The organism is Marinobacter arenosus (assembly GCF_019264345.1).
Classification (GTDB): Bacteria; Pseudomonadota; Gammaproteobacteria; order Pseudomonadales; family Oleiphilaceae; genus Marinobacter; species Marinobacter arenosus.
Map to the genome: position 1 here is coordinate 968,680 of NZ_JAHVAO010000001.1, position 26,306 is coordinate 994,985.

28 protein-coding genes are annotated in these 26,306 nt (G+C 60.3%); 5 read left to right on the forward strand and 23 right to left on the reverse strand.

Annotated features, from left to right (window positions below; all coding sequences use genetic code 11):
* Window positions 1-5: 5 nt before the first annotated feature.
* Genes ccmI through ccmA form a run of 9 tightly spaced genes read right to left on the reverse strand, consistent with a single transcriptional unit; the run spans window position 6 to window position 7,222 of the window.
* Window positions 6-1,262 (reverse strand): c-type cytochrome biogenesis protein CcmI, encoded by a 1,257-nt coding sequence (gene ccmI / locus KXD86_RS04390; protein WP_218634851.1) that lies wholly within the window; start codon window positions 1,260-1,262, stop codon window positions 6-8.
* Between the two features lie 49 nt (window positions 1,263-1,311).
* Entirely contained in the window at window positions 1,312-1,791 is a 480-nt protein-coding gene (locus KXD86_RS04395) for a cytochrome c-type biogenesis protein (RefSeq protein ID WP_218634852.1), read from the reverse strand.
* Entirely contained in the window at window positions 1,791-2,327 is a 537-nt protein-coding gene (locus KXD86_RS04400) for a DsbE family thiol:disulfide interchange protein (RefSeq protein WP_218634853.1), read from the reverse strand. The genes KXD86_RS04395 and KXD86_RS04400 overlap by 1 nt, the downstream gene beginning before the upstream one ends.
* Window positions 2,324-4,327, reverse strand: a complete 2,004-nt coding sequence (locus tag KXD86_RS04405) for a heme lyase CcmF/NrfE family subunit (protein WP_218634854.1) — start codon at window positions 4,325-4,327, stop codon at window positions 2,324-2,326. The genes KXD86_RS04400 and KXD86_RS04405 overlap by 4 nt, the downstream gene beginning before the upstream one ends.
* A gap of 39 nt (window positions 4,328-4,366) precedes the next feature.
* Window positions 4,367-4,837, reverse strand: coding sequence for a cytochrome c maturation protein CcmE (gene ccmE, locus KXD86_RS04410; RefSeq protein ID WP_218634855.1), 471 nt, complete (start codon window positions 4,835-4,837; stop codon window positions 4,367-4,369).
* Window positions 4,838-4,851: 14 nt separating this feature from the next.
* Window positions 4,852-5,088 (reverse strand): heme exporter protein CcmD, encoded by a 237-nt coding sequence (gene ccmD / locus KXD86_RS04415; protein WP_218634856.1) that lies wholly within the window; start codon window positions 5,086-5,088, stop codon window positions 4,852-4,854.
* Between the two features lie 3 nt (window positions 5,089-5,091).
* Entirely contained in the window at window positions 5,092-5,835 is a 744-nt protein-coding gene (locus tag KXD86_RS04420; protein WP_218634857.1) for a heme ABC transporter permease, read from the reverse strand.
* 33 nt (window positions 5,836-5,868) lie between these two features.
* Window positions 5,869-6,594 carry a heme exporter protein CcmB gene (gene ccmB / locus KXD86_RS04425; protein WP_218634858.1) on the reverse strand — a complete coding sequence of 242 codons (726 nt, stop codon included), beginning with the start codon at window positions 6,592-6,594 and terminating at the stop codon, window positions 5,869-5,871.
* Window positions 6,584-7,222, reverse strand: coding sequence for a cytochrome c biogenesis heme-transporting ATPase CcmA (ccmA, locus tag KXD86_RS04430; protein ID WP_218634859.1), 639 nt, complete (start codon window positions 7,220-7,222; stop codon window positions 6,584-6,586). The genes ccmB and ccmA overlap by 11 nt, the downstream gene beginning before the upstream one ends.
* 245 nt (window positions 7,223-7,467) lie before the next feature.
* On the opposite strand from ccmA, the gene fliK reads away from it, so the two are divergent.
* Entirely contained in the window at window positions 7,468-8,736 is a 1,269-nt protein-coding gene (gene fliK / locus KXD86_RS04435; RefSeq protein WP_312846252.1) for a flagellar hook-length control protein FliK, read from the forward strand.
* Window positions 8,733-9,041 carry an EscU/YscU/HrcU family type III secretion system export apparatus switch protein gene (locus tag KXD86_RS04440; protein WP_218634860.1) on the forward strand — a complete coding sequence of 103 codons (309 nt, stop codon included), beginning with the start codon at window positions 8,733-8,735 and terminating at the stop codon, window positions 9,039-9,041. The genes fliK and KXD86_RS04440 overlap by 4 nt, the downstream gene beginning before the upstream one ends.
* Window positions 9,042-9,069: 28 nt before the next feature.
* Here the strand turns inward: KXD86_RS04440 and KXD86_RS04445 are convergent, their stop codons facing one another.
* The 14 genes from KXD86_RS04445 to flhA all read right to left on the reverse strand — a co-directional run bounded on the left by KXD86_RS04445 (window position 9,070) and on the right by flhA (window position 23,329).
* Window positions 9,070-9,462: a DUF2802 domain-containing protein gene (locus KXD86_RS04445; protein WP_218634861.1), complete on the reverse strand. Its 393-nt coding sequence runs from the start codon at window positions 9,460-9,462 to the stop codon at window positions 9,070-9,072.
* Between the two features lie 70 nt (window positions 9,463-9,532).
* Window positions 9,533-10,021 carry a chemotaxis protein CheW gene (locus KXD86_RS04450; protein ID WP_218634862.1) on the reverse strand — a complete coding sequence of 163 codons (489 nt, stop codon included), beginning with the start codon at window positions 10,019-10,021 and terminating at the stop codon, window positions 9,533-9,535.
* 133 nt (window positions 10,022-10,154) lie between these two features.
* A complete protein-coding gene (locus KXD86_RS04455; RefSeq protein ID WP_218634863.1) occupies window positions 10,155-10,889 on the reverse strand; it encodes a chemotaxis protein CheW in 735 nt (244 codons plus the stop codon).
* The gene (locus tag KXD86_RS04460; protein ID WP_218634864.1) at window positions 10,882-11,679 is read right to left on the reverse strand and encodes a ParA family protein; all 798 of its coding nucleotides are present in this window, start codon (window positions 11,677-11,679) and stop codon (window positions 10,882-10,884) included. The genes KXD86_RS04455 and KXD86_RS04460 overlap by 8 nt, the downstream gene beginning before the upstream one ends.
* Window positions 11,680-11,882: 203 nt before the next feature.
* Entirely contained in the window at window positions 11,883-12,665 is a 783-nt protein-coding gene (gene motD, locus KXD86_RS04465; RefSeq protein WP_218634865.1) for a flagellar motor protein MotD, read from the reverse strand.
* An 18-nt stretch (window positions 12,666-12,683) separates the two neighbouring features.
* Window positions 12,684-13,424 carry a flagellar motor protein gene (locus KXD86_RS04470; protein WP_218634866.1) on the reverse strand — a complete coding sequence of 247 codons (741 nt, stop codon included), beginning with the start codon at window positions 13,422-13,424 and terminating at the stop codon, window positions 12,684-12,686.
* Window positions 13,424-14,569: a protein-glutamate methylesterase/protein-glutamine glutaminase gene (locus KXD86_RS04475; RefSeq protein ID WP_218634867.1), complete on the reverse strand. Its 1,146-nt coding sequence runs from the start codon at window positions 14,567-14,569 to the stop codon at window positions 13,424-13,426. The genes KXD86_RS04470 and KXD86_RS04475 overlap by 1 nt, the downstream gene beginning before the upstream one ends.
* Window positions 14,570-14,615: 46 nt before the next feature.
* Complete coding sequence (locus tag KXD86_RS04480; RefSeq protein WP_218634868.1) at window positions 14,616-16,733, reverse strand: chemotaxis protein CheA; 2,118 nt, start codon at window positions 16,731-16,733, stop codon at window positions 14,616-14,618.
* 17 nt (window positions 16,734-16,750) lie between these two features.
* The gene (locus KXD86_RS04485) at window positions 16,751-17,536 is read right to left on the reverse strand and encodes a protein phosphatase CheZ (protein ID WP_218634869.1); all 786 of its coding nucleotides are present in this window, start codon (window positions 17,534-17,536) and stop codon (window positions 16,751-16,753) included.
* 20 nt (window positions 17,537-17,556) lie between these two features.
* Window positions 17,557-17,940 carry a chemotaxis response regulator CheY gene (gene cheY, locus KXD86_RS04490; protein ID WP_218634870.1) on the reverse strand — a complete coding sequence of 128 codons (384 nt, stop codon included), beginning with the start codon at window positions 17,938-17,940 and terminating at the stop codon, window positions 17,557-17,559.
* Between the two features lie 162 nt (window positions 17,941-18,102).
* Window positions 18,103-18,846 (reverse strand): RNA polymerase sigma factor FliA, encoded by a 744-nt coding sequence (locus KXD86_RS04495; RefSeq protein WP_218634871.1) that lies wholly within the window; start codon window positions 18,844-18,846, stop codon window positions 18,103-18,105.
* A gap of 30 nt (window positions 18,847-18,876) precedes the next feature.
* Window positions 18,877-19,689, reverse strand: a complete 813-nt coding sequence (locus KXD86_RS04500; RefSeq protein WP_218634872.1) for a MinD/ParA family ATP-binding protein — start codon at window positions 19,687-19,689, stop codon at window positions 18,877-18,879.
* Window positions 19,690-19,795: 106 nt separating this feature from the next.
* Window positions 19,796-21,088, reverse strand: a complete 1,293-nt coding sequence (flhF, locus tag KXD86_RS04505) for a flagellar biosynthesis GTPase FlhF (protein ID WP_218634873.1) — start codon at window positions 21,086-21,088, stop codon at window positions 19,796-19,798.
* Window positions 21,089-21,148: 60 nt separating this feature from the next.
* Window positions 21,149-23,329, reverse strand: a complete 2,181-nt coding sequence (gene flhA, locus KXD86_RS04510; RefSeq protein WP_218634874.1) for a flagellar biosynthesis protein FlhA — start codon at window positions 23,327-23,329, stop codon at window positions 21,149-21,151.
* Between the two features lie 227 nt (window positions 23,330-23,556).
* On the opposite strand from flhA, the gene upp reads away from it, so the two are divergent.
* The 3 genes from upp to KXD86_RS04525 are packed head-to-tail and all read left to right on the forward strand — an operon-like array spanning window position 23,557 to window position 26,289.
* A complete protein-coding gene (gene upp / locus KXD86_RS04515) occupies window positions 23,557-24,195 on the forward strand; it encodes a uracil phosphoribosyltransferase (RefSeq protein ID WP_218634875.1) in 639 nt (212 codons plus the stop codon).
* Between the two features lie 2 nt (window positions 24,196-24,197).
* Entirely contained in the window at window positions 24,198-25,454 is a 1,257-nt protein-coding gene (locus KXD86_RS04520; protein WP_218634876.1) for a uracil-xanthine permease family protein, read from the forward strand.
* Entirely contained in the window at window positions 25,435-26,289 is an 855-nt protein-coding gene (locus KXD86_RS04525) for a class I SAM-dependent methyltransferase (protein ID WP_218634877.1), read from the forward strand. The genes KXD86_RS04520 and KXD86_RS04525 overlap by 20 nt, the downstream gene beginning before the upstream one ends.
* Window positions 26,290-26,306 lie beyond the last annotated feature (17 nt).

Below are 26,306 nucleotides of genomic sequence, written 5' to 3' on the forward strand. Positions count from 1 at the left end.
CCGGCTTAGTCGGTGAGCTGCTGGTCAATCACCAGGTCCACCGGAGCCTCCGACCCTACCTCAACCGGGGCATCGAGACTGCCCTGCCAATCACCGGCCTGAGCAATGGCGTTGCCGGAACGACTCAGTCGTGCCGTCACCATGACCTGCTCCGCACCGGAGATCTTCGACTCGGGAGACATGGATGTGCTGTCGTCCAGGCGCACCTCCGCCGGCAGCGCTCCGGCGGTCAGACGGGTGATCGCCAGCGGTGGCCCACCCGCACCGTCAACCCGGCGTGCGAAAACGAAGAGCGTGGTGTCCGGGGGCACCTGATCCTGAAACGCGTCAGAGAGGCTCACCCGGACGATCACCGCCGGACCGTCAGACATCGCCTGCTCCATCGCCGGGGGCTCCTCCCCTAACCGGTTGTAGGCTTCCCGGATACCACCCTGAATGGACGCCAATTGGGGATGGTCCGGCGCCACGGTGCCGATTCGTTCCCAGTACCGGATTGCCTCGCGGTAGTTCTGTTGGCTGAAAGCATGGATACCGAGCAAACCCAGGGAGTTCACTTCATCGGGGTTGAGGGCCCTGGCCGCCTCGATAGCGCCGGTCACTTCCTCGGTCATTGCCCCCTCGCTGCGGTAGAACAGAGCCTGTGCCGCCAGTCCCAGGGCGACGGCCCTGGAGCCATCGTCCTCGACGCTGTCCGCCAGGCTCCGGAAGGCCCACGCTGCATCCCCATAGCGTTCAAGCCGCATGTAGCTTTGTCCGAGCATCGCCCAGCCCTCGGAATTGTCCGGGCTGGCTTCGAGTTTTTCCCTCAGTTGCCCAGCCAGCTCGTTCATTCGATCCTGGCGGGCCGCCTCGGTATCCCCCATCTCCTGCATGGTGAGGAACTGTTCTACCCGATCCATGGCTCCCCATTCCTGGTACAGCATGAACGTGGCGGCGGGCACCACAAGAATGGCCAGAAGGCCGACCGCCATGGCGCTTTTCCGGCCACTGACGAGCCGGCCAGGCTCCGCATTCTCCGGGAGATCGTCGAGCATCGCGCCCGCCAGCTCTTCCTTCAGCTGCCGGTAGTTTTCGTCATCCAGTATTCCGGCTTCGTACTCGGCGTCCAGTTCTTTCATCCGGCTGCGGTAAGCCAGCAGGTTCTGGTTTCTCAGGTCGGCTCGTTCCCGTGCCCCTGTGCTGTGGAACAGTACCGGGTAAAGCACAAAGGCAAGGGCAAGAATGATTAATACCGTTGCGGCAATCCAGAAGGTTTCGGTCATGAAGCTATCGTCACAGGTCTAGTCATGGGTGCAGCAGAGAAGGGCTGGCTCAGGCGCGTGTGTCCCGGTCATTCTCTGCAAGAATCTTTTCCACTCGGGCTTTCTCTTCCGGGGTCAGGGCGGTCACGTGAGCTGCTCCTCGCCGGGATCGGATCACCACAATCGCGACCAGGAGGAGCCCACCGAACACCGCAATGGCCGGCGTCGCCCACAATAGGATGGTGCGCTTCTCCACCTCGGGCTTGTAGAGAATGAACTCTCCGAATCGGGCCACCAGGGCGTCCCTGATCTCCTGATCACCGGCGCCCTCCCCCATCATCCGATACACCTCGGCCCGCATGTCCTTGGAGATAGGCGCATTGGAATCGGCGATGTTCTGGTTCTGGCACTTGGGGCAGCGCAACGTCTCGATCAGAGACTGAAACCGCTGCTCCTGGGCCACGGTGTCAAAATCGTAGACGTCCGCTACTTCTGCGGTCGTCACCGAGGACAGAATCGCCAGCAGCGAGATGAATAGAAGCCGCCGCATCAACCGTTCCCCCGGGCGTCGTTGATCGCCGGAAGCAGGGTTTCCTGCCAGACCTTCTCGTTTACCACTCCAACGTGGCGATAACGAACCACGCCGGACGCATCGATCACGAAGGTCTCTGGCGCCCCATAGACGCCGAGATCAAAGCCCAGAGTGCCCTTGGGGTCGTAAATGGTCGTGCTGTAGGGATTTCCGAGGCGCTCCAGCCACACCAGAGCGTCTGCCCGGTTGTCCTTATAGTTCAGCCCAACGATCGAAATACCTTTGTCCTGCGCCAACCACATCAGATCATCGTGTTCGTCCCGGCAGGCCGGGCACCAGGTGCCCCAGACGTTCAGCAGCTGGACTTCTCCACGAAGCAGGCTCTCGTCCAGCTCGGCCTCGGGATTGTTGAGGTCCTTGAGGCTGAACGCAGGCACCGGCTTGCCGATCAGGGCCGACTCCAGTTTGGTGGGGTCCTTGCCAATACCGGCGAACAGGACGATACCGAGCACAATGGCAATCAGCAGGGGAAGAAACAGGAAAAGCCGCTTCATGATAGAGCTCCAGCAGGATCATCAGACTGACCCGCGGTACCTTCGCGGGTGCGTTCGGGTGCCCCGGCCCGCTCACGAACCCGGTAACGGCGGTCGGAGATCGCGAGGAAGCCGCCTGCCGCCATGAACAGAGAGCCCAACCATAGCCAGCGCACCAGAGGCTTGTACTGGAGCCGAATTGCCCAGGCCTGGTCCGAGATACGTTCACCAATGGCAACGAAAATATCCCGGAACAGGCCTGCGTCAATGTCCGCCTCGGTCATGACGCTCATGCCCACGGAATACTGCCGCTTTTCCGGGTGCAGGTCGGCGATCCGTTTGCCGTCCAGAATCACATCAAAGCTGCCGTATTGTGCCGTGAAGTTGGGCCCCTGGCGCTCGCCGATCTCGCGAAAGACGAACTGGTAATCACCCACCGAGGCGACATCACCGGGCACCATCCGCACATCCCGCTCGATGCCGTAGTTCGAAGCCACGGTGGCACCCGCGATGGTGATGGCCAGGCCCAGGTGCCCGAGAACCATGCCGTAATAGCTTCTTGACTGGCGCCTGAGCCCGTGGATCCGGCCCTTGCGGGACGAGGATTTGTCCCAAAGGTCCCAGAACGTGGCCACCGCCACCCACATGGCGGAAAAGATCCCGGCAAACGCCCAGGGCTTAAAGCCACCATACCCGATCAGTACGGCGGTACTGGCGACCAGGCTGATCGCCAGTGGCCATAACAGTTTGCGGCCAAGCCAGCCCCCGTCGGTCTTTTTCCAACGCGAGAAGATACCGGCGCCGAGCAACAGGCCCGTGGCAACCGCGAGCGGGCTGAACGTGAGGTTGAAGAAGGGTTCGCCGATGGAGAGTTTGCCCATATCGAGATAATCCAGCACCAGCGGGTACAACGTGCCCACGGCAACCAGCAAGGTGGCAGAAACCAGCAGTACGTTGTTGAGCAGCAGGAAGATCTCCCGCGACAAGGAACCGTATCGGGCCCGGACGTGGACCACGGGGGCCCGAAAAGCGTAAAGCGTGAGACTGGCGATGACAGTGATCGCTAACAGACCCAGAAGGAACACACCCCGCTCCGGATCGGAAGCGAAGGCATGAACCGACGTCAGAACCCCTGACCGAACCAGGAACGTACCCAGCAAACTCAGGGAAAAGGTAACGATGGCGAGCAGCACGGTCCAACTCTTGAACACGCCGCGTTTTTCAGTCACCGCCAGTGAATGCATCAATGCGGTGCCGGAGAGCCAGGGCAGGAGCGAGGCGTTTTCGACCGGGTCCCAGAACCACCAGCCGCCCCACCCCAGCTCGTAGTAGGCCCACCAACTGCCAAGGGCAATACCCAGCGAGAGGAACGCCCAGGCCACCGTGGTCCAGGGGCGCGACCAACGGGCCCAGGCCGCATCCAGCCGGCCGTTCATCAACGCGGCAATCGCAAAGGCGAAAGCCACGGAGAAACCCACATAACCCATGTACAGCATGGGCGGATGCACGATCAGCCCGAAGTCCTGCAACAGCGGATTCAGGTCGGCGCCGTCCGCCGGAATATTCGGCAGCAGGCGGTCAAACGGATTGGAGGTGATAATGATAAACAGTAGAAAACCAACCGCGACCATGCCCAGGACCGACAGGACCTGGGAGATCATCACGGACGGCAGGCGTCGGCTGAAGACCGCCACAGCCAGTGTCCAGCCTGCCAGCATCAATATCCAGAGCAACAGCGACCCTTCGTGACCGCCCCACACCGCACTGAACTTGAAGTACCAGGGCAACAGGCTGTTGCTGTTATTGGCCACATAGGCGACGGAAAAATCGTCGGTCAGGAAGGCATGGGTCAGTACCGCGAAGGCCAGGGCAATGAATACAAACATGCCGGTCGCCAGAGGACGGGCGAAAGCCTGGAGATTGTCCCGCCCGGAGACAGAACCTGCCAGGGGCACGACGGAAAGGAGCACTGCCAGCAACAGCGCGAGAATCAGTGCGAGCTGTCCGAGTTCCGGATACATCAAAGCCCTCCAGCCAACCGGCTGTTCAATGTGTGGTGATCAGTAAGCGGGTGCGTCGCCAGCCTTGGCCGGCTGTTGCCCGTTTTTTGCGGATTTCGCCAACGCGTCAGCCACTTCCGGTGGCATATAGTTTTCGTCGTGTTTAGCCAGCACCTGGTCCGCAACGAAACGACCCTGACCGTTCAACTGGCCCATGGCAACAACACCCTGCCCTTCGGCAAACAGATCGGGCAGGATACCGACGTACTCCACCGGAACCGACGCATTGAAGTCGGTCACCCGAAACTCCACTTTCAGGCTGTTGGGATCACGCACCACAGACCCTTCTTCAACCATACCGCCAGCGCGAATCCGGACATCAACCGGTGCCTCACCCTCGGAGATCTGGGTTGGATCATAGAACAGGTTGATGTTCTGACGGAGCGCGTAGGTGGTCAGACCTACCGCAATAGCGATGCCTGCCACGAGGAAAAGAACAATGGTCAGCCGTTTTTTACGGATCGGGTGCATTGAGTATCTGCCCTTCAGTCTTGGGAAACATTGACGCGAGTGAACGTGGCCGCCGCCCGGGTCGCGGCAGCCCCCGTCGTGTTCTCGAGAGATTCAAATTGCCGACGGCAGGACTGGATCACCGCCCGGCGACGCCGGACCGACCAGATCATCAGCCCCGCCATCAGCAGGAAGAAGGCCCCATAACAGGTCCACACGTAGGGACCGTGTCCTTCCATCGAGAGAAAGGCAGCGAACGAATCAAACGCCATCGATCAGGCCCTCCCCGCCATAACGTGATCTTTTACCCAGCGCGTGCGTTGCTCACGGACCAGAATTTCGGTTTGCATACGCAGGCAGGCAAGCCAGCCAAACACCAAGTACAAACCGAGGATGGACAGCAACAGCGGCACCCACATCTCAGGCGGCATGGACGGCTTTTCGGTCAGCTTGAACGTTGCCGGCTGGTGCAGGGTGTTCCACCACTCCACCGAATACTTGATGATAGGGATGTTCACCACGCCGACCAAGACCAGCACCGCCACAGCCCGGGCCGCCGATTTCTCATCGTTGATCGCCCGATCGAGGGCAATCACGCCGCCGTAGAGGAACAGCAGGATCAACATGGACGTGAGCCGGGCATCCCAGATCCACCAGGTTCCCCAGGTCGGCTTACCCCAGACAGCGCCGGTGAAGAGGGCCAGGAACGTCAGCACCAGGCCAACCGGTGCCACCGCTTTGACAAAGACGTCGGCCAGCTTCATTCGCCACACCAGTGTCACGACGGCGGCCACGGCCATCATGATGTAGACGGACTGCGCCAGGAACGCTGTGGGCACGTGGATAAAAATGATGCGGTAACTGTTGCCCTGGAGATAGTCCTTGGGCGCAAATCCCAGGCCCCACACGATGCCGCCCATTAACAGCAGTACGCCACCCGCCAGCAGCCAGGGCATTAACCGGGTTGCAATCCCGAAGAACCATTTGGGGGAGCCCAGTTTATGAAAGATCTGCCACATCAGTTGGATACCCTAAACATCATCAACGTCTTCCTAGCTGTTTGACAGGCTGATTCGCAATGCCGCCGAGGCCGCAAACGGGGCCAGCGTGACTGCCAGGACGAGGAAAGCCCCCATCAGGGCCAGGTAAGCGTCAACCGACGCTCCCTCGGCAGCCGCGGCGACCGTGCCCGTGCCAAAAATCAGGACCGGAATGTACAGCGGAATGATCAGCAGGGACAAGAGCACACCCGCTGACCGCAATCCGAGGGTCAACGCCGCGCCAATAGACCCGATCAGACTCAGCACCGGCGTACCAATCAGCAGCGTTAGACACAAAACTGCAATGGAGTTCCCTTCCAGATGCACCATGACCCCAAGAACCGGGGCCAGCAGCACCAGCGGCAGCCCGGTCAGCGCCCAGTGTGCCACCGTCTTCGCCAGCACCAGCAAAAACAACGGCTGCGGCTGAAGCACCAACTGCTCCAGCGTACCGTCATCAAAATCGTGCCGGAACAGGTGATCGAGCGACAGCAGCACGGACAACAGCGCCGCTACCCACAGGATACCCGCACCGGCTTCCCGCAGGAATGACACTTCCGGGCTAACACCAAGGGGGAAGAGCGTCACCACCATGACAAAAAACAGCAACGGGTTGAGCAGGTCCTGGCGCTGTCGAAACGCCACCTTCATGTCACGGCTGAACACCGCCTTCATGGCGGCAACATTGCCGACCCCCGAACTCAGGGGCTTGATCACGGGCCGGGCTTCAGCGTTCATCGCTCAACTCTCCGCCCAGAACGACCCGATGCATGCCCGGCAGTTGCAGGTTGTGGTGGGTGGTGACGACCACGGCACCGCCCTCATCCGCACGATGCTGCAGCAACGCCTCTATGGCGCGGACACCGTCTGCATCAATGGCGGTAAACACTTCATCGAGCAACCAGAGAGGCTCGTCGGCAATCAGCAGGCGGGCAAGGGCCACCCGGCGTTGCTGACCGGCAGACAGCTTGCGGCAGGGGACATCCTGAAAGCCGTCCAGCCCGGTACCCGCCAGCGCCTCGCGCAACACGGAGTCGGTCGTCGGTCGGCGGGATGCCGTCAACGCCCGGAGGTTTTCCAACGGTGTTAGCAATGCCTTGATGCCGGGCCTGTGGCCCAGATACAGCGTATTGCGCAGAAACTCTTCCCGGTGGGTTGTCCGTGACTGCCCGCGCCAGAGTACGTCGCCCGACCAGGCATCGTTGAGCCCGGCCAGAATCCGGAGCAGTGTGGTTTTGCCCGTGCCATTGGCACCCTCGACACGGGTGACTGTACCGGGCAGTATGGAAAACGAAAGGTCACGGAAGAGTATCCGCTCATCTCGTTCACACTGCAGATTGGCAGCCTGTAGTAACGGCTCAGACATCGGGGCCCCGTAACCAGGACGATGCACGGCTCATGCGGCATCGGGTGTATTCAAGACTGGCGCGGCGGATGCGGACATTAGTCACGGCAAGACCCGCCAGCGCGGCGTATTATAACGGAAGCGTTAACGGATTACTCTTGCCCAACATCAAATCGATAGCGATGAAACTACCGACTGGCCAACAGCCTCCCCAACCCGCCGGGCAACACCCAATCTCACCGGTCCGAACGTCAACGTCGAATGGGGTGAACCTGGACAATGTGCCGCCGTCGGCGCGACAGCAGCTTGACGCGTTGCTGGCCAATCGGCAAACCACACTGGCGCGGGTCGCCGAGATTATCACCCGACAGGGGAATGCAACGTCCGAGGTGCTTCTGGACGTTCGGGGCAAGTCTTTGCTGGTCGACGCGGCCATTGGCAACACTCGCCTGGAAACCGGTGACTGGGTCAAGGTCATGCGGGCAGGCAATGAATTGCAGTTGATGGGCAAGCTGGCACCGGCCCAGGAAACCGGTATCGCACGAGCCCTGGTCCAGCACATGCCCTGGCAGCAAAATCTGGAGAGCGGCCTCACGAAATTGCTGTCCAGCCTGACCCAGGGATTGAAGCCAGAACCCGTTCCCGGCCAGTTGCCCTCGGCACGGCCGAGCCAACCCTTGCCGGAAGCAGCCCGACAAAGCATTCAGCAGGTGCTCGCCCGCTTGCCCTCGACCACCACGCTCACCCCCGGCAGCGGCCGTCAGGATCAGCCGCTGCAACAGATCAAGCAATGGATCAACGAAAGCGGTCTGTTTGCCGAATCGAGACTGACCCAAACGCCCTCTGCCAACCTGCCAGATCTGAAACTGGCGATCGGACGGGTCATTACCGCCCTGCTCGCCCAGCAGGGCCAGGGCCCGGAGCATTTTAACCGGCTGACACCTCTGGCCAGCCCGGAGCTCGTGATGGCTCCCCTGCAGTTTCCCCAGGCCCCGGTCCAAACATCGGCTCCCTCCTCCGCCAGCGAATCAACCACCGTCGGCCAGATGCTTCGGCTTCTGGCGGGCATGCTCAACCGGATTACCGTGAACCAGCTCCACAGCCAGGTACTGACAGCGAGGGCCGGCGGTGACGCGCCCGCACCTCTGTCCACCCTGCTGCTGGAGTTGCCTTGGGTCACCCCCCAGAACGAACCCCGGGTCGCACAGCTGCGCCTGGAGCAATACCCGGACGACCGCGCAAACCAGGAGAAAACGCAGAAAGCTGCCGCCAGTGAATGGCGACTCTCGCTGGCCATGGACCTGGATGAAGCCGGCCCCCTGCACTTCGACGTGACACTGCGCCAGCAATCGGTCAGCGCCCGGGTCTGGGCCGAGAAGCAGAGCACTCTGCGACAGGTTAACGAGGAATTGCCCTTGCTCAGGCAGAGCTTGACCGACCTTGGGCTGGAGGTGACCGATCTGGAGTGTCGACGGGGAACCCCTCAGACGTCGGCCACACGCCTTGAACACAGACTGGTGGATACAAGAGCATGACCAATGGTACGACCAGACAGGCCGCCAACGCGGCCGTCGCGCTGAAATACGAGGGCGAGCAGGCTCCAATCATTGCCGCCACCGGCACTCATGAACTGGCAGAGGAAATTATCCGGATAGCCCGGGAGCACAATGTGCCGCTTTATGAGAACGCCGAATTGGCCAGCATTCTGGCCCGACTCTCGCTTAATGAGGAAATTCCGGAGAGCCTGTACCGGGTGATCGCCGAGATACTGGCCTTCGCCTTCCACATCCGGGGCCGGACACCCGACGATGCCCGACCCGCAAACCGGGAAAGCGACTGAGCGCGCGCCCGAAGACTTCCGGACCGGTTTAGGCCACCTGTCGCCGTTTCAACGCGGAGACCAGCTCGGCTTCGGGGCGGGAGATACCGCAGGTATTCATGAGGTCGTCGATGTCGGCACCCAGGTCGACCAGCCGGGAGGCTTCATCGTAGGAGATTCGCAGCGGGTCGTTCTGGCGCATCTCGTCCAGCGTGGTTCGCAGTTCGTGGAGCTGTCGTTCGCAGGCGACCAGCCGCTGGCCGACGCCGACGCTGCCGCTGGTGGTCGCGTGCAGCTCCCGGCCAAGGATATCGCAGCGGTCCTTGAGCGAGGTTTTCAGCTGCCGGATCTGGCGCCCGTGAGCAACGCCCTGGATCAGAACCAGCGAAAGGGCCAGAACAGTCAGCCCCCAGGGGAGGTAGGACGGAATTTCTGCAAACATGACGGACGTCTCCCGTAGTTTAATGACGAAAGGCGTCCATCCGGAGCACTACTGAGCGGGGATTTCCCGTTTACAGTGCGGCGATTTCAGCCCATTCGTTCTCTGACAACATTTTGTCGAATTCAACCAGGATGATCAGTTCACCATCCTTGTTGCACACGCCCTGGATAAACTTGGCACTTTCCTCGTTACCCACGTTCGGTGCAGTCTCAATTTCACTGGACTTCAGGTAGACCACCTCAGCCACAGAATCCACCAGAATACCCATTACCTGGTTAGCGGATTCCATCACTACGATCCGGGTCGCGTCGGTCACTTCCGCATCCGCCAGACCAAACCGGCGACGGGTGTCGATGACCGTGACAACATTGCCCCGCAGGTTGATGATGCCGAGGACATAATCGGGAGCACCCGGTACAGGCGCTATCTCCGTGTATCTCAGCACTTCCTGTATCTGCATGACGTTCAGACCGTAGGTCTCGTCATCCAGACGGAAGGTCACGTACTGCAGTACCTGATCGTCCTGGACCTGATTGTGTTGTCCGCTCGGGGCTGCCATAGCACTGTATCTCCTCTGTGGCTGCCCGGCGGGCAACCTGATCGTCAAAAAATCATCATCAGTGCCCAATACTATATTCGGGGGCACAATCCGTGCCAGCGTGGCACAGTTTCATTCGGTAACCGCGTTTTTCTCAACTCAGGTCGAGATGGTGCTCACGTTCAGCCCGGACAAGAAGGTCGGCCATGGTGCGCACGTCAATGAGGGCGCACATGTGATCGATGACCGTTCCGGCCAGCCAGGGTCGCTTGCTTCGGGCGGTTCGCCAGCGCACCTCATCCGGTTTCAGCGTGAAGGACTGCGCCACGTCGTCACAGGCCAGTCCCCATTCGCTGTTGTCCAGTCGAATAACAAAGCGATAGTTGTCACGGGCATTCTCGGGCACTCGTCCCGCCATGATCCATTCGGCGGTATCCACCACCCTCAGGTTCTGATCCCGATCAGGCCGTATGCCCATGTACCAGCGCGGGCTTCCCGGGATCGGCCGGATTTCCTCTTCAACGCGATGAATCGCGCCCAGCAGAATCAGCGGAACCGCCAACTGCAGACCGGCCACCGTAAAGATCAGGCATTCGAACGGAGCACCGGACCAATCGGGCCGGGATGGCGGTTCGGAGGCTGCCGGCTGCAACTCGGTCTGCGGTCCGGTGACACGCTCGGGTTCCGGCGTTTCCGGAGCCGGCGCCTTCTCGATGACCGGCTCCGGGACTGGCGGCTCGTCTACCTGCGGGCTGGCTTCAGGTGCCGGAGCCTCTACGACCGACTCTTCCAGCAGGGCGCTATCCGTCGCCGTATGCAGGAGGTCATCCAGATAACTGGCGATGGCGCTGGCCGGGTCAGACAGTCTCGTCAATTTTTCGTCAGGCATGCTGACGCTCCTTCACGGAACCGGTGCGGGCCAGCAAGTCCTCAAGCAGGTGGGCATAAGCGCGTACACCGTGGGTTTCCGCATCCAGCGCCGATGGCACAACGCCTGACTGACTGGCATCCCGGAACTTGGTATCCACAGGAACGGCAAACCGCCAGAGGCTGTCCGAGTAGGTTTTTCGAAGCAGATTCAGGCTCTTCACCGACGCTTGGGTACGGCGATCGTACAGCGTAGGAACGATGGTGTATGGCAGCTCGTTTTTCTGGGACCGCATGATCATTTTCAGGGTATGCAGCATCCGCTCGAGGCCCTTGATGGCCAGAAATTCGGTCTGTACCGGAATAACCAGGTGCTGGGCGGCCGCCAACGCATTCACCATCAACACCCCGAGCGATGGTGTGTTATCCAGCAGCACGTAATCGAAATCGTCCCATAACTGCGCCAGCGCGCGGGAGACGATCAGCCCCATGCCCTCGACCCCCACCATCCGACGCTCCAGCGTCGCCAAAGCGGTGCTGGCAGGCAGCAGGGACATCCCGTTACAGCTCGTTTCAGTGATCAGCTGGGCCGGTAGCCCCACGGGCACCTTGCCCTGGTGCTGGAAAAGGTCGAACACGCTGTGGGCAATGGTATCCGGGTCGTATCCGAACCAACTCGTGAGTGAACCGTGGGGATCAAGATCAACCACAAGCACACGCTTGCCACGTTCGGCCAGTAAACCGCCCAACGCCACCACGGAAGTGGTCTTACCCACACCGCCCTTTTGATTGGCTACAGCCCAGATTCGCACGCTTGTTTCTCCAGAGAAAACGTCATTGCAGCCGGACTCACCCCGCTGCCTCCCGGTTTATCGGCCGGTTCGTCGGCAACTTGACCCCTGAGAGCCCGCAAAATGAGATGAAACGGCAATCGCTTGCCGGCCGGAATTCATTACCTCGGAGTAATACAGGAACCATGCCAAGGCAGCCATACAGATGGGCTGCGAAACCGGTATCAGCGCATCGCGCCACGGACACTGGCATCACGGGAAATCAGGAGAACGACCCGCCGATTTCGCCTCCGGCCCTCGTTGGTATCATTGCGGGCAACCGGCTGAAACCGACCATAACCGACCGCTGCCATCCGCTCCGGCTCGACCCCTTCCATCGTCAGCATTCGAACCACCGCGGCTGCCCGGGCGGTTGAAAGCTCCCAGTTAGAGGGGAATCTCGGTGTATTGATGGGCTGGTTGTCCGTAAACCCTTCCACCTTGACCGCGTTATCACGATCGCGCAGAACCCTGGCGATCTTCTGCACCACCTCAAAGGCATCGTAGTGCGGCTCGGCGTCTCCACTGCCAAACAGGAGACTGTTCGGCAGATTGAGTTCCAGCCATCGGTCGCTGGTCTCCATCGTCACCACACCCTGCTCGATCAGTTCATCGAATTCCATAGCAAGTTGGTCGGCCATGGTCCGGAGGGCTTCGGTTCGGGCCTGGGCATCACTCTCTGAATTACGCGGGGCCTCGGTGACTGCCGGCGGGATCACGGCATCGGACGGGGTCGCGGTAGATCGCGGCGGCTGCTCGCCCACCGCAATCGGCTCAACGGATCGCTGCGGCGCATTGAACACGCCGGTCAGGGTTTCGGAGAGGACTTTGTATTTGCCTTCGTTAACGGAGGAAACGGAGTACATGACCACAAAAAACGCGAACAGGAGGGTGATGAAATCCGCATAGGAAATCAGCCAGCGTTCCTTGTTGTGGAGATCTTCCTGGGGTTGCCTACGCCGCCGCATAAGTTGGCCTGCCCATGATTACTGCAGAAAGCCCCGCAGTCGCATTTCAATGGATTTCGGGTTCTCACCATCGGCAATGGCAATGATGCCGTCGATCATCATGTCCTGGTACCGCGTTCGGTCGCGGATGATGCCCCTTAATTTGTTCGCCACCGGGAAGAACAGCAGGTTCGCCAGGGCGACACCGTAGATCGTCGCCACGAAGGCAGTGGCAATCCCGCTCCCCAGAGACTGGGGGTCTTCCAGATTGGTCATGACCTGGATCAGGCCCATCACCGCACCAATGATGCCAATGGTGGGCGAATATCCGCCCATGGCCTCGAACACCTTCGCCGACTCCAGGTCCCGTTGCTCCCGGGACTCGAGATCCACTTCCATGATGCTGCGGATGGTCTCGGTCTCCGCCCCGTCCACCAGCAATTGAAGGCCCTTCTGGGCAAACGGTTCGGGCTCACGTTCCGCCAGACCCTCAAGACCAAGCAGCCCCTGCTTGCGCGCTTTCACACTCCAGTCTATGACCTTGCCGATGCCATCCTCCATGCTGATAAACGGCGGCACGAACACCCAACGGACCTGGGTGAATGCCCGCTTCAACACCGGCCACGATGTCTGCAGTATGGTCGCCGCGAGCGTTCCACCCACGACGATGAGCGCTGCCGGACCGTTGAACAGGGAACCCAGTGCCCCACCTTCCAGCAAATTGCCACCCAGGATGGCCGCAAAGGCGAGTACGATACCGAGCAGACTGAGGATATCCATCAGGCGACCCCTTCCATCAGTCGCGGCCCGATCTCTTCGAGTGCCAGAACTTCGTCACTGAGTCCTGCCCGGGCCACCGCCATCGGCATGCCATAGATGACCGAGGTTTTTTCATCCTGGGACCAGACAACCGATCCGGTCTGCTTCATCATCCGGCAGCCATCCTTACCATCCGAGCCCATGCCCGTCAGGATGACCCCCAGGGTCTTGCCGGGGAAACTTCGGGCCAGCGAGCCGAATGTGACATCGACACAGGGTTTGTAGTTAAGGCGCTCATCACCGGGCAGGATACGTACCCGGGCCTGTCCGCCGCGGTTTTCGATCATCATCTGTTTGCCGCCCGGAGCGAGTAAGGCAAGGCCCGGTCGGAGCACGTCTCCGTCTTCAGCCTGACGCACCTGGATCTTGCAGAGCTTATTGAGTCTTTCGGCAAATGCCGGCGTAAAACTCGCCGGCATGTGCTGAACCAGAACGATCGGCGCAGGAAACGAGGCCGGCAACGACGTCAGCACCCGCTGCAGAGCCACCGGCCCGCCGGTGGAGGTGCCAATACCAACAACGCTGTAATGCCTGGCGGCGCCCCGCCGGGCGGTCCGTCTGGGCGCTTCCGGCTCGTCGGTCGGCGGTGCCGATCTGGGCGCAATGGCTGGCCGCGGGGACGTCGGGCGCGGGCTTGGAGGGGCGGTCTCACGCCGGGCCGGTGAGGAGGGGGCGGCGCTGGGAGCCGGCGTTGATCGCGCTCCCGGCCGGCTTTGGGCCACATCCAGAATCCGATCAATGAGAATTTTTTGAAGCTGACTGCTATCCCGGGCAATTTCCTCAAAGTTCTTCGGCAGGAAATCCACGGCCCCAGCTTCGAGCGCATCCAGGGTGACCCTGGCTCCCTCATAGGTCAGCGACGAAAACATCAATACCGGTACGGGGTTCTTTTTCATGATCTCCCGTACCGCCGAAATACCGTCCATGATCGGCATCTCGTAATCCATGGTGATGACATCCGGCCGCAGCCTTTCAGCGAGCTCCACACCTTCGCGGCCATTGGTGGCCACGCCCACCACCTTGATCTGGCCCGAGCCGGTCAGAATTTCCGTGAGCCGTTTTCGAAAGAACCCTGAATCATCCACGACCAGGACAGAAACTGTCATCCATTTCTCCTAACGAAGTCCAATCTCTCGCTCCACCCTGGCCTGGTCAGCTGTAATGTTGCAGCAGGCTGGGAACATCAATAATCAGGGCGATACGCCCGTCGCCGGTTATGGTTGCACCGGCCATACCCGGCGTACCCTGCAGCGCCCGGCCCAACGGCTTGATGACGACTTCTTCCTGGCCCACCAGTTGATCGACGACAAAACCAACCTGTTTGGTGCCCATGGCCACGATCACGACGTGGGCATTCTCCGGCTCGTCCTCACGGGCGGCGTTTTTCACCAGCCACCGCTTGATGTGGAACAGCGGGAACACCTTGTCCCGCACAACGATGCACTCGCGCCCGTCGACAACGTTGGTCTTGGTCAGATCCAGGTGGAAAATCTCCACGACGTTCACCAGCGGCAGGGCGAACGACTGGTCGCCGAGCATGATCATCAGCGTTGGCATGATCGCCAGGGTGAGCGGAACCTTGATGATGATCCGTGAGCCCTTGCCCCGCTCGGACACGATGTTGATCTGGCCATTGAGCTGGCCGATCTTGGTTTTGACCACATCCATGCCGACTCCGCGACCGGAGACATCGGAGATTTGCTCCTTGGTCGAGAAACCGGCGGCAAAAATCAGGTTGAAGCATTCGTTGTCGGTCAGCCGGTCCGCTGCATCCTGTTCGTAGATACCCTTCTCAACGGCCTTACGACGCAGCACTTCCGGGTCCATACCCGCACCATCGTCCTCGATGGACAGGAGGATATGATCCCCTTCCTGCTCGGCTGACAAGGTAACGGTACCCTGCCTCGGTTTGCCCGCCTTCTCGCGGACGTCCGGTGCTTCGATACCGTGATCGACCGAATTCCTCACCAGGTGAACCAGTGGATCCGACAGGGCCTCCACCAGGTTCTTATCCAGATCGGTCTCCTCGCCGTGCATGACGAGGTTCACCTCTTTTTTCAGACTTCGGGCAAGGTCACGGACCACGCGGGGGAATCGGCCGAACACCTTCTTGATGGGCTGCATGCGCGTCTGCATGACGGCGGACTGAAGATCAGTCGTCACCACATCCAGGTTGGATACGGCCTTCTGCATGTGTTCATCATCACTGGCCGCACCCAGCCGCTGAAGCCGGTTTCGCACCAGTACCAGTTCGCCGACCATGTTCATGATGTCGTCAAGACGCTTGGTATCCACCCGCACCGTGGTCTCCGCCGCCGGCGCCGCATCTCTGGCTGGAGTGGCTGGCGCCGCGGCCTTGGTCGCCGGCGCGGAGTGCTCGGCGGACCCCGGCGCTTCGTCCTTTTTCTGCTTGGCTGCGGGCGCTTTCGGCGCTTCAGCGGCAGACGACCCGGCTCCGGCGGCCTTCTCAGTATCGGTGGCGGTGGGCCCACTACCCTTCCCGTGCAGTTCGTCCAGTAGCTTTTCGAACTCATCGTCGGTAATCAGGTCATCGTCTTTACCCGACGACGCCGGTTCGGCCGGCCCGGCGCCGGCAGCAGGCTCATCGTGCGCCGGAGCGCCGGCAAACTGGCCCTTGCCATGAAGTTGGTCGAGCAGGGCCTCGAACTCGTCATCGGTGATCTCGTCATCACCGGAGTCCCCGGCAGGCGCACCTGAGGACTCACCAGCACTGGCGGGCTGACCCGAGGTTACGTCACCCCCGTCCTGAAGGGCGTCCAGCAGCTGTTCAAACTCATCGTCGGTGATATCACCGCCCTCTTCAGCGCCGCCTTGCCCGGTCTCGGCGGGGACTTCTGATGATCGTTGACCGGCATTGCCCTGAGGCTCCGCGAACGCATCGAGGGCAGCAATCAGTGCATCCGGGGCGGGCGTCAGGTCCTCGTGATTCCGGACCTGTTCAAACATGGCGTTGACGTGATCGAGAGCCTCGAGGACCACGTCCATCAGCTCCGCATCCACCTTGCGTTTGTGGTTGCGCAGGGTATCGAAGACGTTCTCGGCGGAGTGGCAGCAATTCACCAGGGCATCGAGCTGGAGGAAACCCGCGCCACCTTTGACCGTGTGAAAGCCGCGGAAAATGGCGTTCAACAGATCACTGTCGTCGGGGTGTCGCTCAAGATCGACCAGTTGCTCCGACAGCTTCTCGAGAATTTCGCCGGCCTCCACGAGGAAGTCCTGCAAAATCTCATCATCAGCATCAAACGCCATGAGTATTCCCTATTAATTCAGAATCCGAGACTGGACAACAGGTCATCAACGTCATCCTGCCCCGAAACCACATCGTCACGCTCATCAGCCTTGATCTGCGGGCCAACACCCTCTTCTGCCGAAACCTGGATTTCGTCAATCTGGTGTACGGTGCCGGTTATCTGGTCCACATGGCTCGCCATAACCACGAGGCTGAGCATCTGTTCTTCTACTTCTTTCACCAGGGTGGTGACCTTCTGGATCACTTGCCCGGTCAGGTCCTGGAAATCCTGGGCCAGCAGAATTTCCGAAAGATTCCGGTATATCGAATCCGCGTCCGTTGTCAGGCTGACAAAGAACTGGTCGATCCGACCATAAAGCTCTCGAAACTCGGCTGGCTGCATTTCCCGGCGACGCAATCGCTGCCATTCATCCCGAAGCGCTGAGGCTTCATCGCGGACGGAGTGGGCCAAAGGCATGGTCTCCTCCACCAGATCCATGGTGCGGTTGGCCGCCTGGCTGGTCATCCGTACCACATACTCGAGCCGGTCCGAGGCATCGGTCATTTTTGACAGCGCTTCCTGTTGTTCGGCGCTGCGCGGATCCACCTGAAAGTTGCGGATCGCTTCATGAAGACTTCGGGTCAGCCGGCCAACCTCGCGGTAGAGACTCTGGTCCCTAACCTCACTGAGTTCATTGATCACGGTCATGGCCTGAGCGTAATCTCCGGCCTCCAGGCTTGCGGCCAACTCGGCGCTCTGACGCTTGAGCTTCTCCGTCGCCTCCGGATCAAGGCTACGATGGTTCTTGTTGCTGTCGCTCATGAGAGCCATCCGACCTCTGCTTACTGAATGCGTTCGAAGATTTTCTCAATCTTTTCTTTGAGGACGGCTGCGGTGAACGGCTTGACGACGTAGCCATTCACCCCGGCCTGTGCGGCAGCCACAATCTGATCCCGCTTGGCCTCGGCCGTTACCATCAGCACGGGCAACGTCTTCAGGTTCTCATCGGCGCGCACGGACTTCAGCAGATCCAGCCCCGTCATTCCCGGCATGTTCCAGTCCGTCACCAGAAAATCGTACTTTCCGCTTTTCAGCATCGGCAGGGCTGTGTTGCCATCGTCCGCCTCATCGGTGTTGCTGAAACCCAAATCACGCAGCAGGTTCTTGATGATCCGTCGCATTGTGGAAAAGTCATCCACAATCAGGATTTTCATGTTCTTGTCCAATGGGACCTCCAGTTTGTAACACCCGGATTTCGTTTGACCTTTGAGTTCGAAATCTAGCAGGCCGCTGTTTTAAGCACTTATTGTCTGATCTTTGGTGTTCGTGTAAAGCGCCGGTTACCAAAAACTACACAGCTCTATGAGCCAGACACAGAGTGCACACGTTCAGTCATCTGCATCCCGGCGCCAGTCTGCGAGACGTCCTCGCAGTCGCAGCGCGGCCTGACTGTGAATCTGGCTGACACGGCTCTCACTGACACCCAGAACGGCGCCGATTTCCTTGAGGTTCAGCTCTTCCTGGTAGTACAGGCTCAGGACCAACTTTTCGCGCTCCGGCAGCTCTTCAATGGCCACGGCCAGGTTGCGCCGGAACGCATCGGATGCCAGACCGTCCAGCGGATTATCACTGGTCTCTGCTTCCTCTATCGGCAGCTCACCGGATTCATTGAGCTCATCGAGGCTAAAAAGTCGTCCACTGTTGGCATCGGAAAGCGAGGCGTGGTACTCGGATAACTCCATACCCAGTTCCTCCGCAACTTCCTGGTCCTGGGCTTCGCGACCGAGTCGGTCTTCGACGGCCTTGATGGCCTGGGATATCCGGCGGGCATTTCGGTGGACCGAGCGGGGCACCCAGTCACCTTTGCGGATCTCGTCCACCATGGCACCCCGAATCCGAATGCCGGCGTAGGTTTCGAAGGTAGCGCCCTTGGTGGAGCTGTAGCGTTGGGCAGATTCGAGCAGTCCGATCATGCCCGCCTGCATCAAATCATCCAGTTGCACCGAGGCGGGCAACCTGGCCATGAGATGAAGGGCTATTTTCTTGACCAGCGGCGCATGCTCTTCAATGAGTCGAGAAGGACTTTTCGCATCCGACTGCTGATAGATTCCCAGATGTTTCGCCAATGTCATGTATCCGGTGTTGTTTTGACTGGATCAGATTCAGACTTCGACGAGCCGTTCCACAAAGAACTCCAGGTGACCTCTTGGCGAGGACGGCAACGGCCAGTTGTCGACCTTGTCGGCCAGAGCCTTGATCGCGAGGGATGCCTTGGCGCGCGGGTAGGCGTCCAACACCGCTCGCTGCCGCTGTACCGCTTTTTTGACGGCTTCGTCGTAGGGCACCATACCCACATATTGTAGTGCGACATCAAGAAAACGTTCGGTCACCCGACTGAGCTTCTCAAACAGGTGTCGGCCTTCCTGCTCATTTCGCACCTGATTCGCGAGGATACGGAAACGGTTCGTGCCGTATTCCCGGTTCATGAGCTTGATCAGGGCGTAGGCATCGGTGATGGAGGTGGGCTCGTCGCAGACCACAAAAAGCAGTTCCTGGGAAGCCCGGAGGAAGCTGACGACGGATTCGGAAATACCCGCTGCCGTATCGACGATCAGCACATCAATCTGGTCACCCAGCTCACTGAACGCGTTAATCAGGCCGGCATGCTCCATCGGGCTGAGGTGGGTCATCCGCTGGGTGCCGGACGAGGCCGGAACAATCTTGATGCCACCGGGACCGTTGACCAGGATGTCCTTGAGATCACACTCTCCGGCGAGCACATCGGCAATGTTCCGGTTAGCCGTTATTCCGAGCAGAACATCGATGTTGGCCAGACCAAGATCGGCATCCAGAATGACCACGCGGCGACCTTTCTGCGCCAGGGCAATACCGAGGTTGACCGACACGTTACTCTTGCCGACCCCACCTTTGCCGCCGGAAACCGCAATCACCTGTACCGGATGTGCTTTGCTCATGTTGTTTCTTGTCTCTCGCCAGTTATACCGAAGGCTTGTCGTGTCTCTGAACGGCGCCAATTCTGCGCGCCGGATTCTCCGTCATCCGGTAAAGGTCCTTCCCCGCTCAGGCCCCCTCGGCAACGGCCTGCTGTTGCTGGAGGCGCTTCAGCCGTTCCACGGCCAATCGCACCAGGGGAATGGACTCCGCGTGGTGCAGGTCCTCGGGGATTTTCTGCCCGTCCGTGTAATAGGCCACCGGCAATCCGGTTTCCATCACGAATCCCAGAGATTCCCCCAGTGTCAGGGCTTCGTCAATCTTTGTCATCACGCAGCCCGCAAGATTTGCCATCTTATAGCAATGCCACACGGATTTCATGATACGCGGCTGGCTGGTGGCAGACACCACCAGATGGGTACGGATATTGTGGTGGCTGCGCGCCAACTCCGCCAGCTGTTCCTGGTAACCCTTGTCAGAACTGGTCAGGCCCGCGGTATCAATCAGCACCAGGTGCCGGTCGGACAACTCGTCCAGAATATCGTCCAACGAGTGGCTTTCATCGACGACACGAACCGGCACGTTCAGAATCCGACCGAATACGAACAGCTGCTCGTGGGCGGCCACCCGGTAGCGGTCCGTCGTGACCAGCGCCAGCGAGTCTGCCCCATGGCGCAGAACATAGCGCGCCGCCAGTTTGCCAATGGTGGTGGTCTTGCCGGAACCGGTCGGACCGACCAGTGCATAGACTCCGCCTTCGTCCAGCCATTCCTGGCGTGAGGTACGGACACCGGTTGCCAGCATTTTCAGGGATTGCTTCCAGCCGTCTTCCAGACGACCACCCTTATGGCGCCGGGACAACGAGCCTGACAGGTCGGCGCTCAGACCGAACTCCTGGAGCCGCTCGGCCAGTCGCTGCTGCACCGCATTGCTCACCGGCTTTGCCGGCTCGGCGGCGCGACCACTCATCATATCCCTGAGCGAGCTGATTTCTGCCCGCATCTGGGCCAGCTCATCGGAATACCCACGAGCACTGGCCGACGGCGAGGTCGCCGGTTCCTCGAACCCAGAAGACGCTGCCTCGTTCAACGCGGCAAACGAACCATCGGAATAGGAGGCGCCCATTTTCGCCCGCTTTTCCCGGACCTCACGGATGCGATCACGGGACCGGTTCAATTCGTCCTCCAGCCGGCGGTGCTGATCCGCCTGCATTTCAGCCAGGCGCGAACCGTTGGTGGCAGACTCGGCTTTGTCGCCCAGTCGCTGGCGCGCCATATTCTCGTCGTAGTCCAGCGCCGTCACGATTTCGACGCCGCCGTCAACACGACGATTGGAAAGAATCACGGCATCCGGACCCATCTGCTCACTGACCTGCTTCAGCGCCTCTGACATGCTCTGAGCGAAAAACCGTTTTACTTTCATACTGACTCTTCCTCCACCGGCAACCCCCTGCGGGCGCTGACCGCGTTGTGGTCCGCGTCGTTACTGACCGACGGACGCCACGATAGTGATCTGTTTGTTATCCGGTATTTCCTGGTAGGAGAGCACGTACAACCGCTCTACCCCGTAGCTCGCAAACCGCGCCAGTACCGGTCGCAACGGACCGGACACCAGCAGGATCGCCGGTTTGCCCAGCATCTCCTGGCGCTGAACACTCTCCTGCAGCGACCGCTGCAGCTTCTCCACCATGTTCGGCTCCAGAACCAGTCCGATGTCATCCTGACCGCCGGATTGTTGACTCTGCTGAACAGACTTTAGCAATAACTGTTCCAGATCCGGATCGAGGGTAATAACCGGGATTTCGGACTCGTTGCCACAGATGCTCTGGACGATCATCCGGCGCAGGGACTGCCGGGCCACGGTGGTCAGCAGTTTCGGGTCCTGACTCTTGGGATGCACATTGACGATGGCCTCGGCAATCGAGCGCATGTCCCGGATCGGGACCTCTTCTTTGAGCAAATTCTGCAGTACCTTCAGCAACAAGCTGATGGACACGGTGGTCGGCACCAGCTCCTCCGCCAGCTTCGGCGACGTCTTTTCCAACTGATCCAGCCACTTCTGAACTTCCTCGTGCCCCAGCAGCTCATGGGCATGCTTCTGCAGCACCTGGTTGAGATGGGTCGCAACTACGGTACTGGCATCAACCACGGTGTAGCCCAGAGTCTGGGCCTGGTCCTTTTTGTCGGGCTCAATCCAGATGGCATCCAGCCCGAACGCCGGATCCTTGCCCTGGATTCCCTCGACCTTCCCGAACACCTGCCCCGGGTCGATGGCCAGCTCCCGCTCCGGATGGATCTCAGCCTCAGCGATGGTCACGCCCATCAGCGTGATGCGGTAAACGTTGGGCATCAGGTCCAGGTTGTCGCGAATGTGTACCGACGGCATCAGGAAGCCCAGGTCCTGCGACAGCTTCTTGCGCACGCCCTTGATCCGGCTCAGAAGCTGGCCGCCCTGGGATTTGTCCACGAGGGGAATCAGCCGGTAGCCCACTTCCAGTCCGACGATGTCGACGGTAGCAACGTCGTCCCAGCCCAACTCTTTGTTCTCTCCGGGTGCCGGCAACTGGCGGCCCGGATCGCCGGCACCGTCCCCGCCCGGTGGCAGGTCCTGCCCGCTGGACCGCGGCATGCCAGCAGCCCCGCCCCGGCTCGGAAAGACACCGTCCTCCTCAACGGTCTGGCGATCGTGCTTCCAGATATACCAGGCCGCTGCGGCGGCAAGGCTGCCGAGCCCCAGAAAGGCCACATGGGGCATGCCCGGGATCAGGCCCAGAATGAGCAGGATGGTGGCCGCGATGGCCAACGCCTTGGGCGCACTGAACATCTGGCTGAGAATCTGCCCACCCATGTCCTGGCTTGAGGTTACCCGGGTAACCATGATGGCGGCGGAGGTGGACAGCAGCAGCGACGGAATCTGAGCGACCAGCCCGTCACCAATCGTCAGCAGGGCATAACGCTGCATGGCCAGACCAAAGGTGAGATCGTGCTGGAGCATACCGATGGCGACACCACCGATGATGTTGATCGCAAGAATCAGAAGACCGGCAACCGCATCGCCTTTCACGAACTTCGAGGCACCGTCCATAGAACCGTAGAAATCCGCCTCCTGGGCAATCTCCGAGCGGCGGTGCTTGGCTTCGTCCTGGTTGATCAAGCCGGCGTTCAGGTCGGCGTCGATGGCCATCTGCTTGCCCGGCATGGCGTCGAGGGTAAAGCGGGCGCTGACTTCGGAGACCCGACCCGCACCCTTGGTCACCACCAGGAAGTTGATGATCATCAGGATGGCGAAGACCACGAGCCCCACGGCGTAGTTGCCACCAATCAGCACGGCACCAAAAGACTCGATCACCTTACCTGCAGCGTCGCCGCCCTCATGACCTTCCAGCAGGACGATGCGGGTGGAAGCCACGTTCAGGGCCAGTCGCAGAAGCGTCGCCACCAGCAGCACCGTAGGGAAGGAAGCGAACTCCATAGGGCGCATGGCGTAAACACACACCAGCAGGATGACGATGGACAGGGTAATGTTGAAAGTGAAGAAAACGTCCAGCAGGAACGCGGGCATCGGCAGGATCATCATGCCGAGCAGCCCCATCAGCATAATGGGAATGCCCAGATTTCCCCGCGTCAGGGATTTGACGTTGTTAAGGACTAATGCTCTGTCCATGCAGGACTCTTCTCCGCTTGGCTTTACCTGAAGAGGGTTTCAGGGTCGAAAGTCTGACGCCTTAGCGCCTTTTAACGGAGGCTTCGCAAGATCCGTACCACTCCTTACCCGATTTCCCCGAGCTTTCTCCCGGTGTCGCCTGACGTTCCTTCTCAGATACGGTATCCTTGCGCCATTTGAACGCGCTGCAAAACCACGACAGATCAACCAGAGACACAGGTGACCCCATGCCAATCCACGAGGTTAAACACCCCCTGATCCGACACAAACTTGGCCTGATGCGCCGGGCGGACATCAGCACCAAGAATTTTCGTGAACTGGCACAGGAGGTTGGCGCCCTGCTGACTTACGAAGCCACCAAGGATTTCAATCTTCAGGAGAAAACCATTGAGGGTTGGGCCGGCCCGGTCAACGTCGAACAGATCCACGGCAAGAAAATCACCATCGTTCCTATCCTGCGAGCCGGGCTGGGGATGCTGGATGGCGTTCTGAGTCTGATCCCGGTCGCCCGCGTGAGCGTGGTTGGCCAGATCCGCAACGAAGAGACGCTTGAGGCCAGCACCTACCTGGAAAAGCTGGTCGGTGAGCTGGATCAGCGCATGGCACTGATCGTGGATCCGATGCTGGCCACCGGCGGCTCAATGATCTCCACGATCGACCTCCTGAAAAAAGCGGGCAGCACTGAAATCCGTGCACTGGTATTGGTTGCAGCACCAGAGGGCGTCGACAAGGTGCTTGAGAAGCATCCTGACGTCTCTATCTATACCGCCTCAGTTGACGAGCGCCTGAACGAGAAAGGCTACATCCTGCCTGGCCTTGGCGATGCCGGCGACAAGATTTTCGGCACCAAACAGAAGGACGTCTGAACATGCAGGATCATAGCAACGACCCGGTCTGGAAACAGGCCATCGCCGGCTCGCAGATGCTTCTGGTCGCATTTGGCGCCCTGGTACTGATGCCCCTGATCACCGGCCTCGACCCGAATGTCGCGCTCTTTACCGCCGGCCTCGGCACCCTCATCTTTCACGTCGTCACCGGCGGCCAGATCCCCATCTTCCTGGCATCGTCGTTCGCCTTTATTGCGCCGGTTATCGCCTCCAAGGGCAAATTTGGCATGGAAGAAACCCTGGGTGGCCTGATGGCGGCCGGCATTCTCTACATCGCTCTCAGTGGCCTGGTGCGTCTCCGTGGCACCGGCTTTGTCCGCGCCCTGCTGCCGCCCGTGGTGATCGGGCCGGTGATCATGACCATTGGCCTGGGCCTCGCCCCGGTCGCCGTCCACATGGCCTCAGGCCGCACCGGAGATGGAGCAACCCAGCTAATCCCCTACGACACCGCCATCTGGATCGCGATGACTTCCCTGGCCGTGACCATTGTCATGTCGGTCTGGGCCAAGGGCATCTTCCGCCTGATTCCGATCATGTTCGGAGTCATCACCGGGTACGTGCTCTCCGCCTTCGCCGGCATTGTCGACACTACGCCTATCCAGGAAGCCGCGTGGCTGGCCATGCCAAAATTTGTCGCGCCGGAGTTCAGCTGGGGCGCGGTCCTGTTCATGATTCCGGTTGCCATCGCGCCGGCCATTGAGCACATCGGCGACGTGCTGGCCATCGGTAACGTCACCCGCAAGAACTACCTTGAAAAGCCCGGCCTGCACCGCACCCTCCTTGGCGACGGCCTGGCAACCAGCGCAGCCTCCCTGCTCGGTGGGCCACCCAACACCACCTATTCGGAAGTCACCGGTGCAGTCATGCTGACCAAGAACTTCAACCCGAAGGTCATGTGGTGGGCCGCCGTTGTCGCCATTATTCTGGCGTTCGTGGGCAAGTTCGGCGCAGCCCTGCAGACCATTCCGGTTCCGGTCATGGGTGGCATCCTGTGCCTGCTGTTCGGCTCCATTGCCGTCGTGGGCCTCAACACCCTGATTCGCCACCAGGTTGACCTTGCCCAGTCCCGCAACCTGGTGATCGTTGGCGTCACTCTGGTGTTCGGCATTGGTGGAATGGTGCTGGGGCATCTCGAGGGCATTGCCCTGTGTGCGGTCGCCGCCATCATCCTGAACCTGATCCTGCCCGGCAGTCGCGAGGCATGGGGCAAAGCGATCTATGAGCAGCAAACCGACTGACAGCTCGGGCATAAGCTTCACTGCCCTCTACACCGGTGCCGTCTGGCACCGGTACGGGCTTTCCGACGATACCCTCGCCACCCGAGAGGGGCGTTGGCTCTATCACCTGATGACGCCCTTCGAAGCCGCCAGCAAGGCTGCCATCGGGGGCAACATCCGAACCTTCCTGCTTCAGCGCCACCTGATCATCGACCACCTGATTGACCGGGCCATCACCGACCAGGGAATCGGCCAGGTACTTGAGATCGCCTGTGGCATGTCCCCCCGGGGTATTCGCCTGCGCAAACGACACCCCCGTATCCACATGGTCGAGGCCGACCTGCCGGACATGGCCGGTCGCAAGGCCCTGCGCCTGCTCGCCACGGGCCGGCTGGGAGACCACCATCAGGTCACACCGATCGATATCCTGGCCGAGCATGGCGAGTACCAACTGGAGCAGGTCATTGATCGGGTCTTCGACAACGCCAGGCCGGTGATTATCATTACCGAGGGGCTGACCAGTTACTTCTCGCTGGCTGTAATCAGTGACTTCTGGCGGCGTCTGGCTGGCGCCATGGCAAAGCGTCCCGGCTCGGTTTACCTGTCCGAGAGCTACTACCGGCCGAAACAGCCACTGCTGGACGGCACCCTGAGAGCGCTCGGCACAGCCCTTGGCGCGGCCACACGAAGCGAGGTGTCGTTCCACTTCCGGAATGACGACGAGGCGCGCGACCATTTCCTTTCATGCGGGTTTGGCTCAACCAAGGTCCATGATCCACGGTCCTGGTATGGGACGCTGCCGATTCCGGAAAGTCGTGGCGAGCCGATGGTTCGGGTACTCGAAGCCCACTCTTGAGATCACCACCTCCCCCC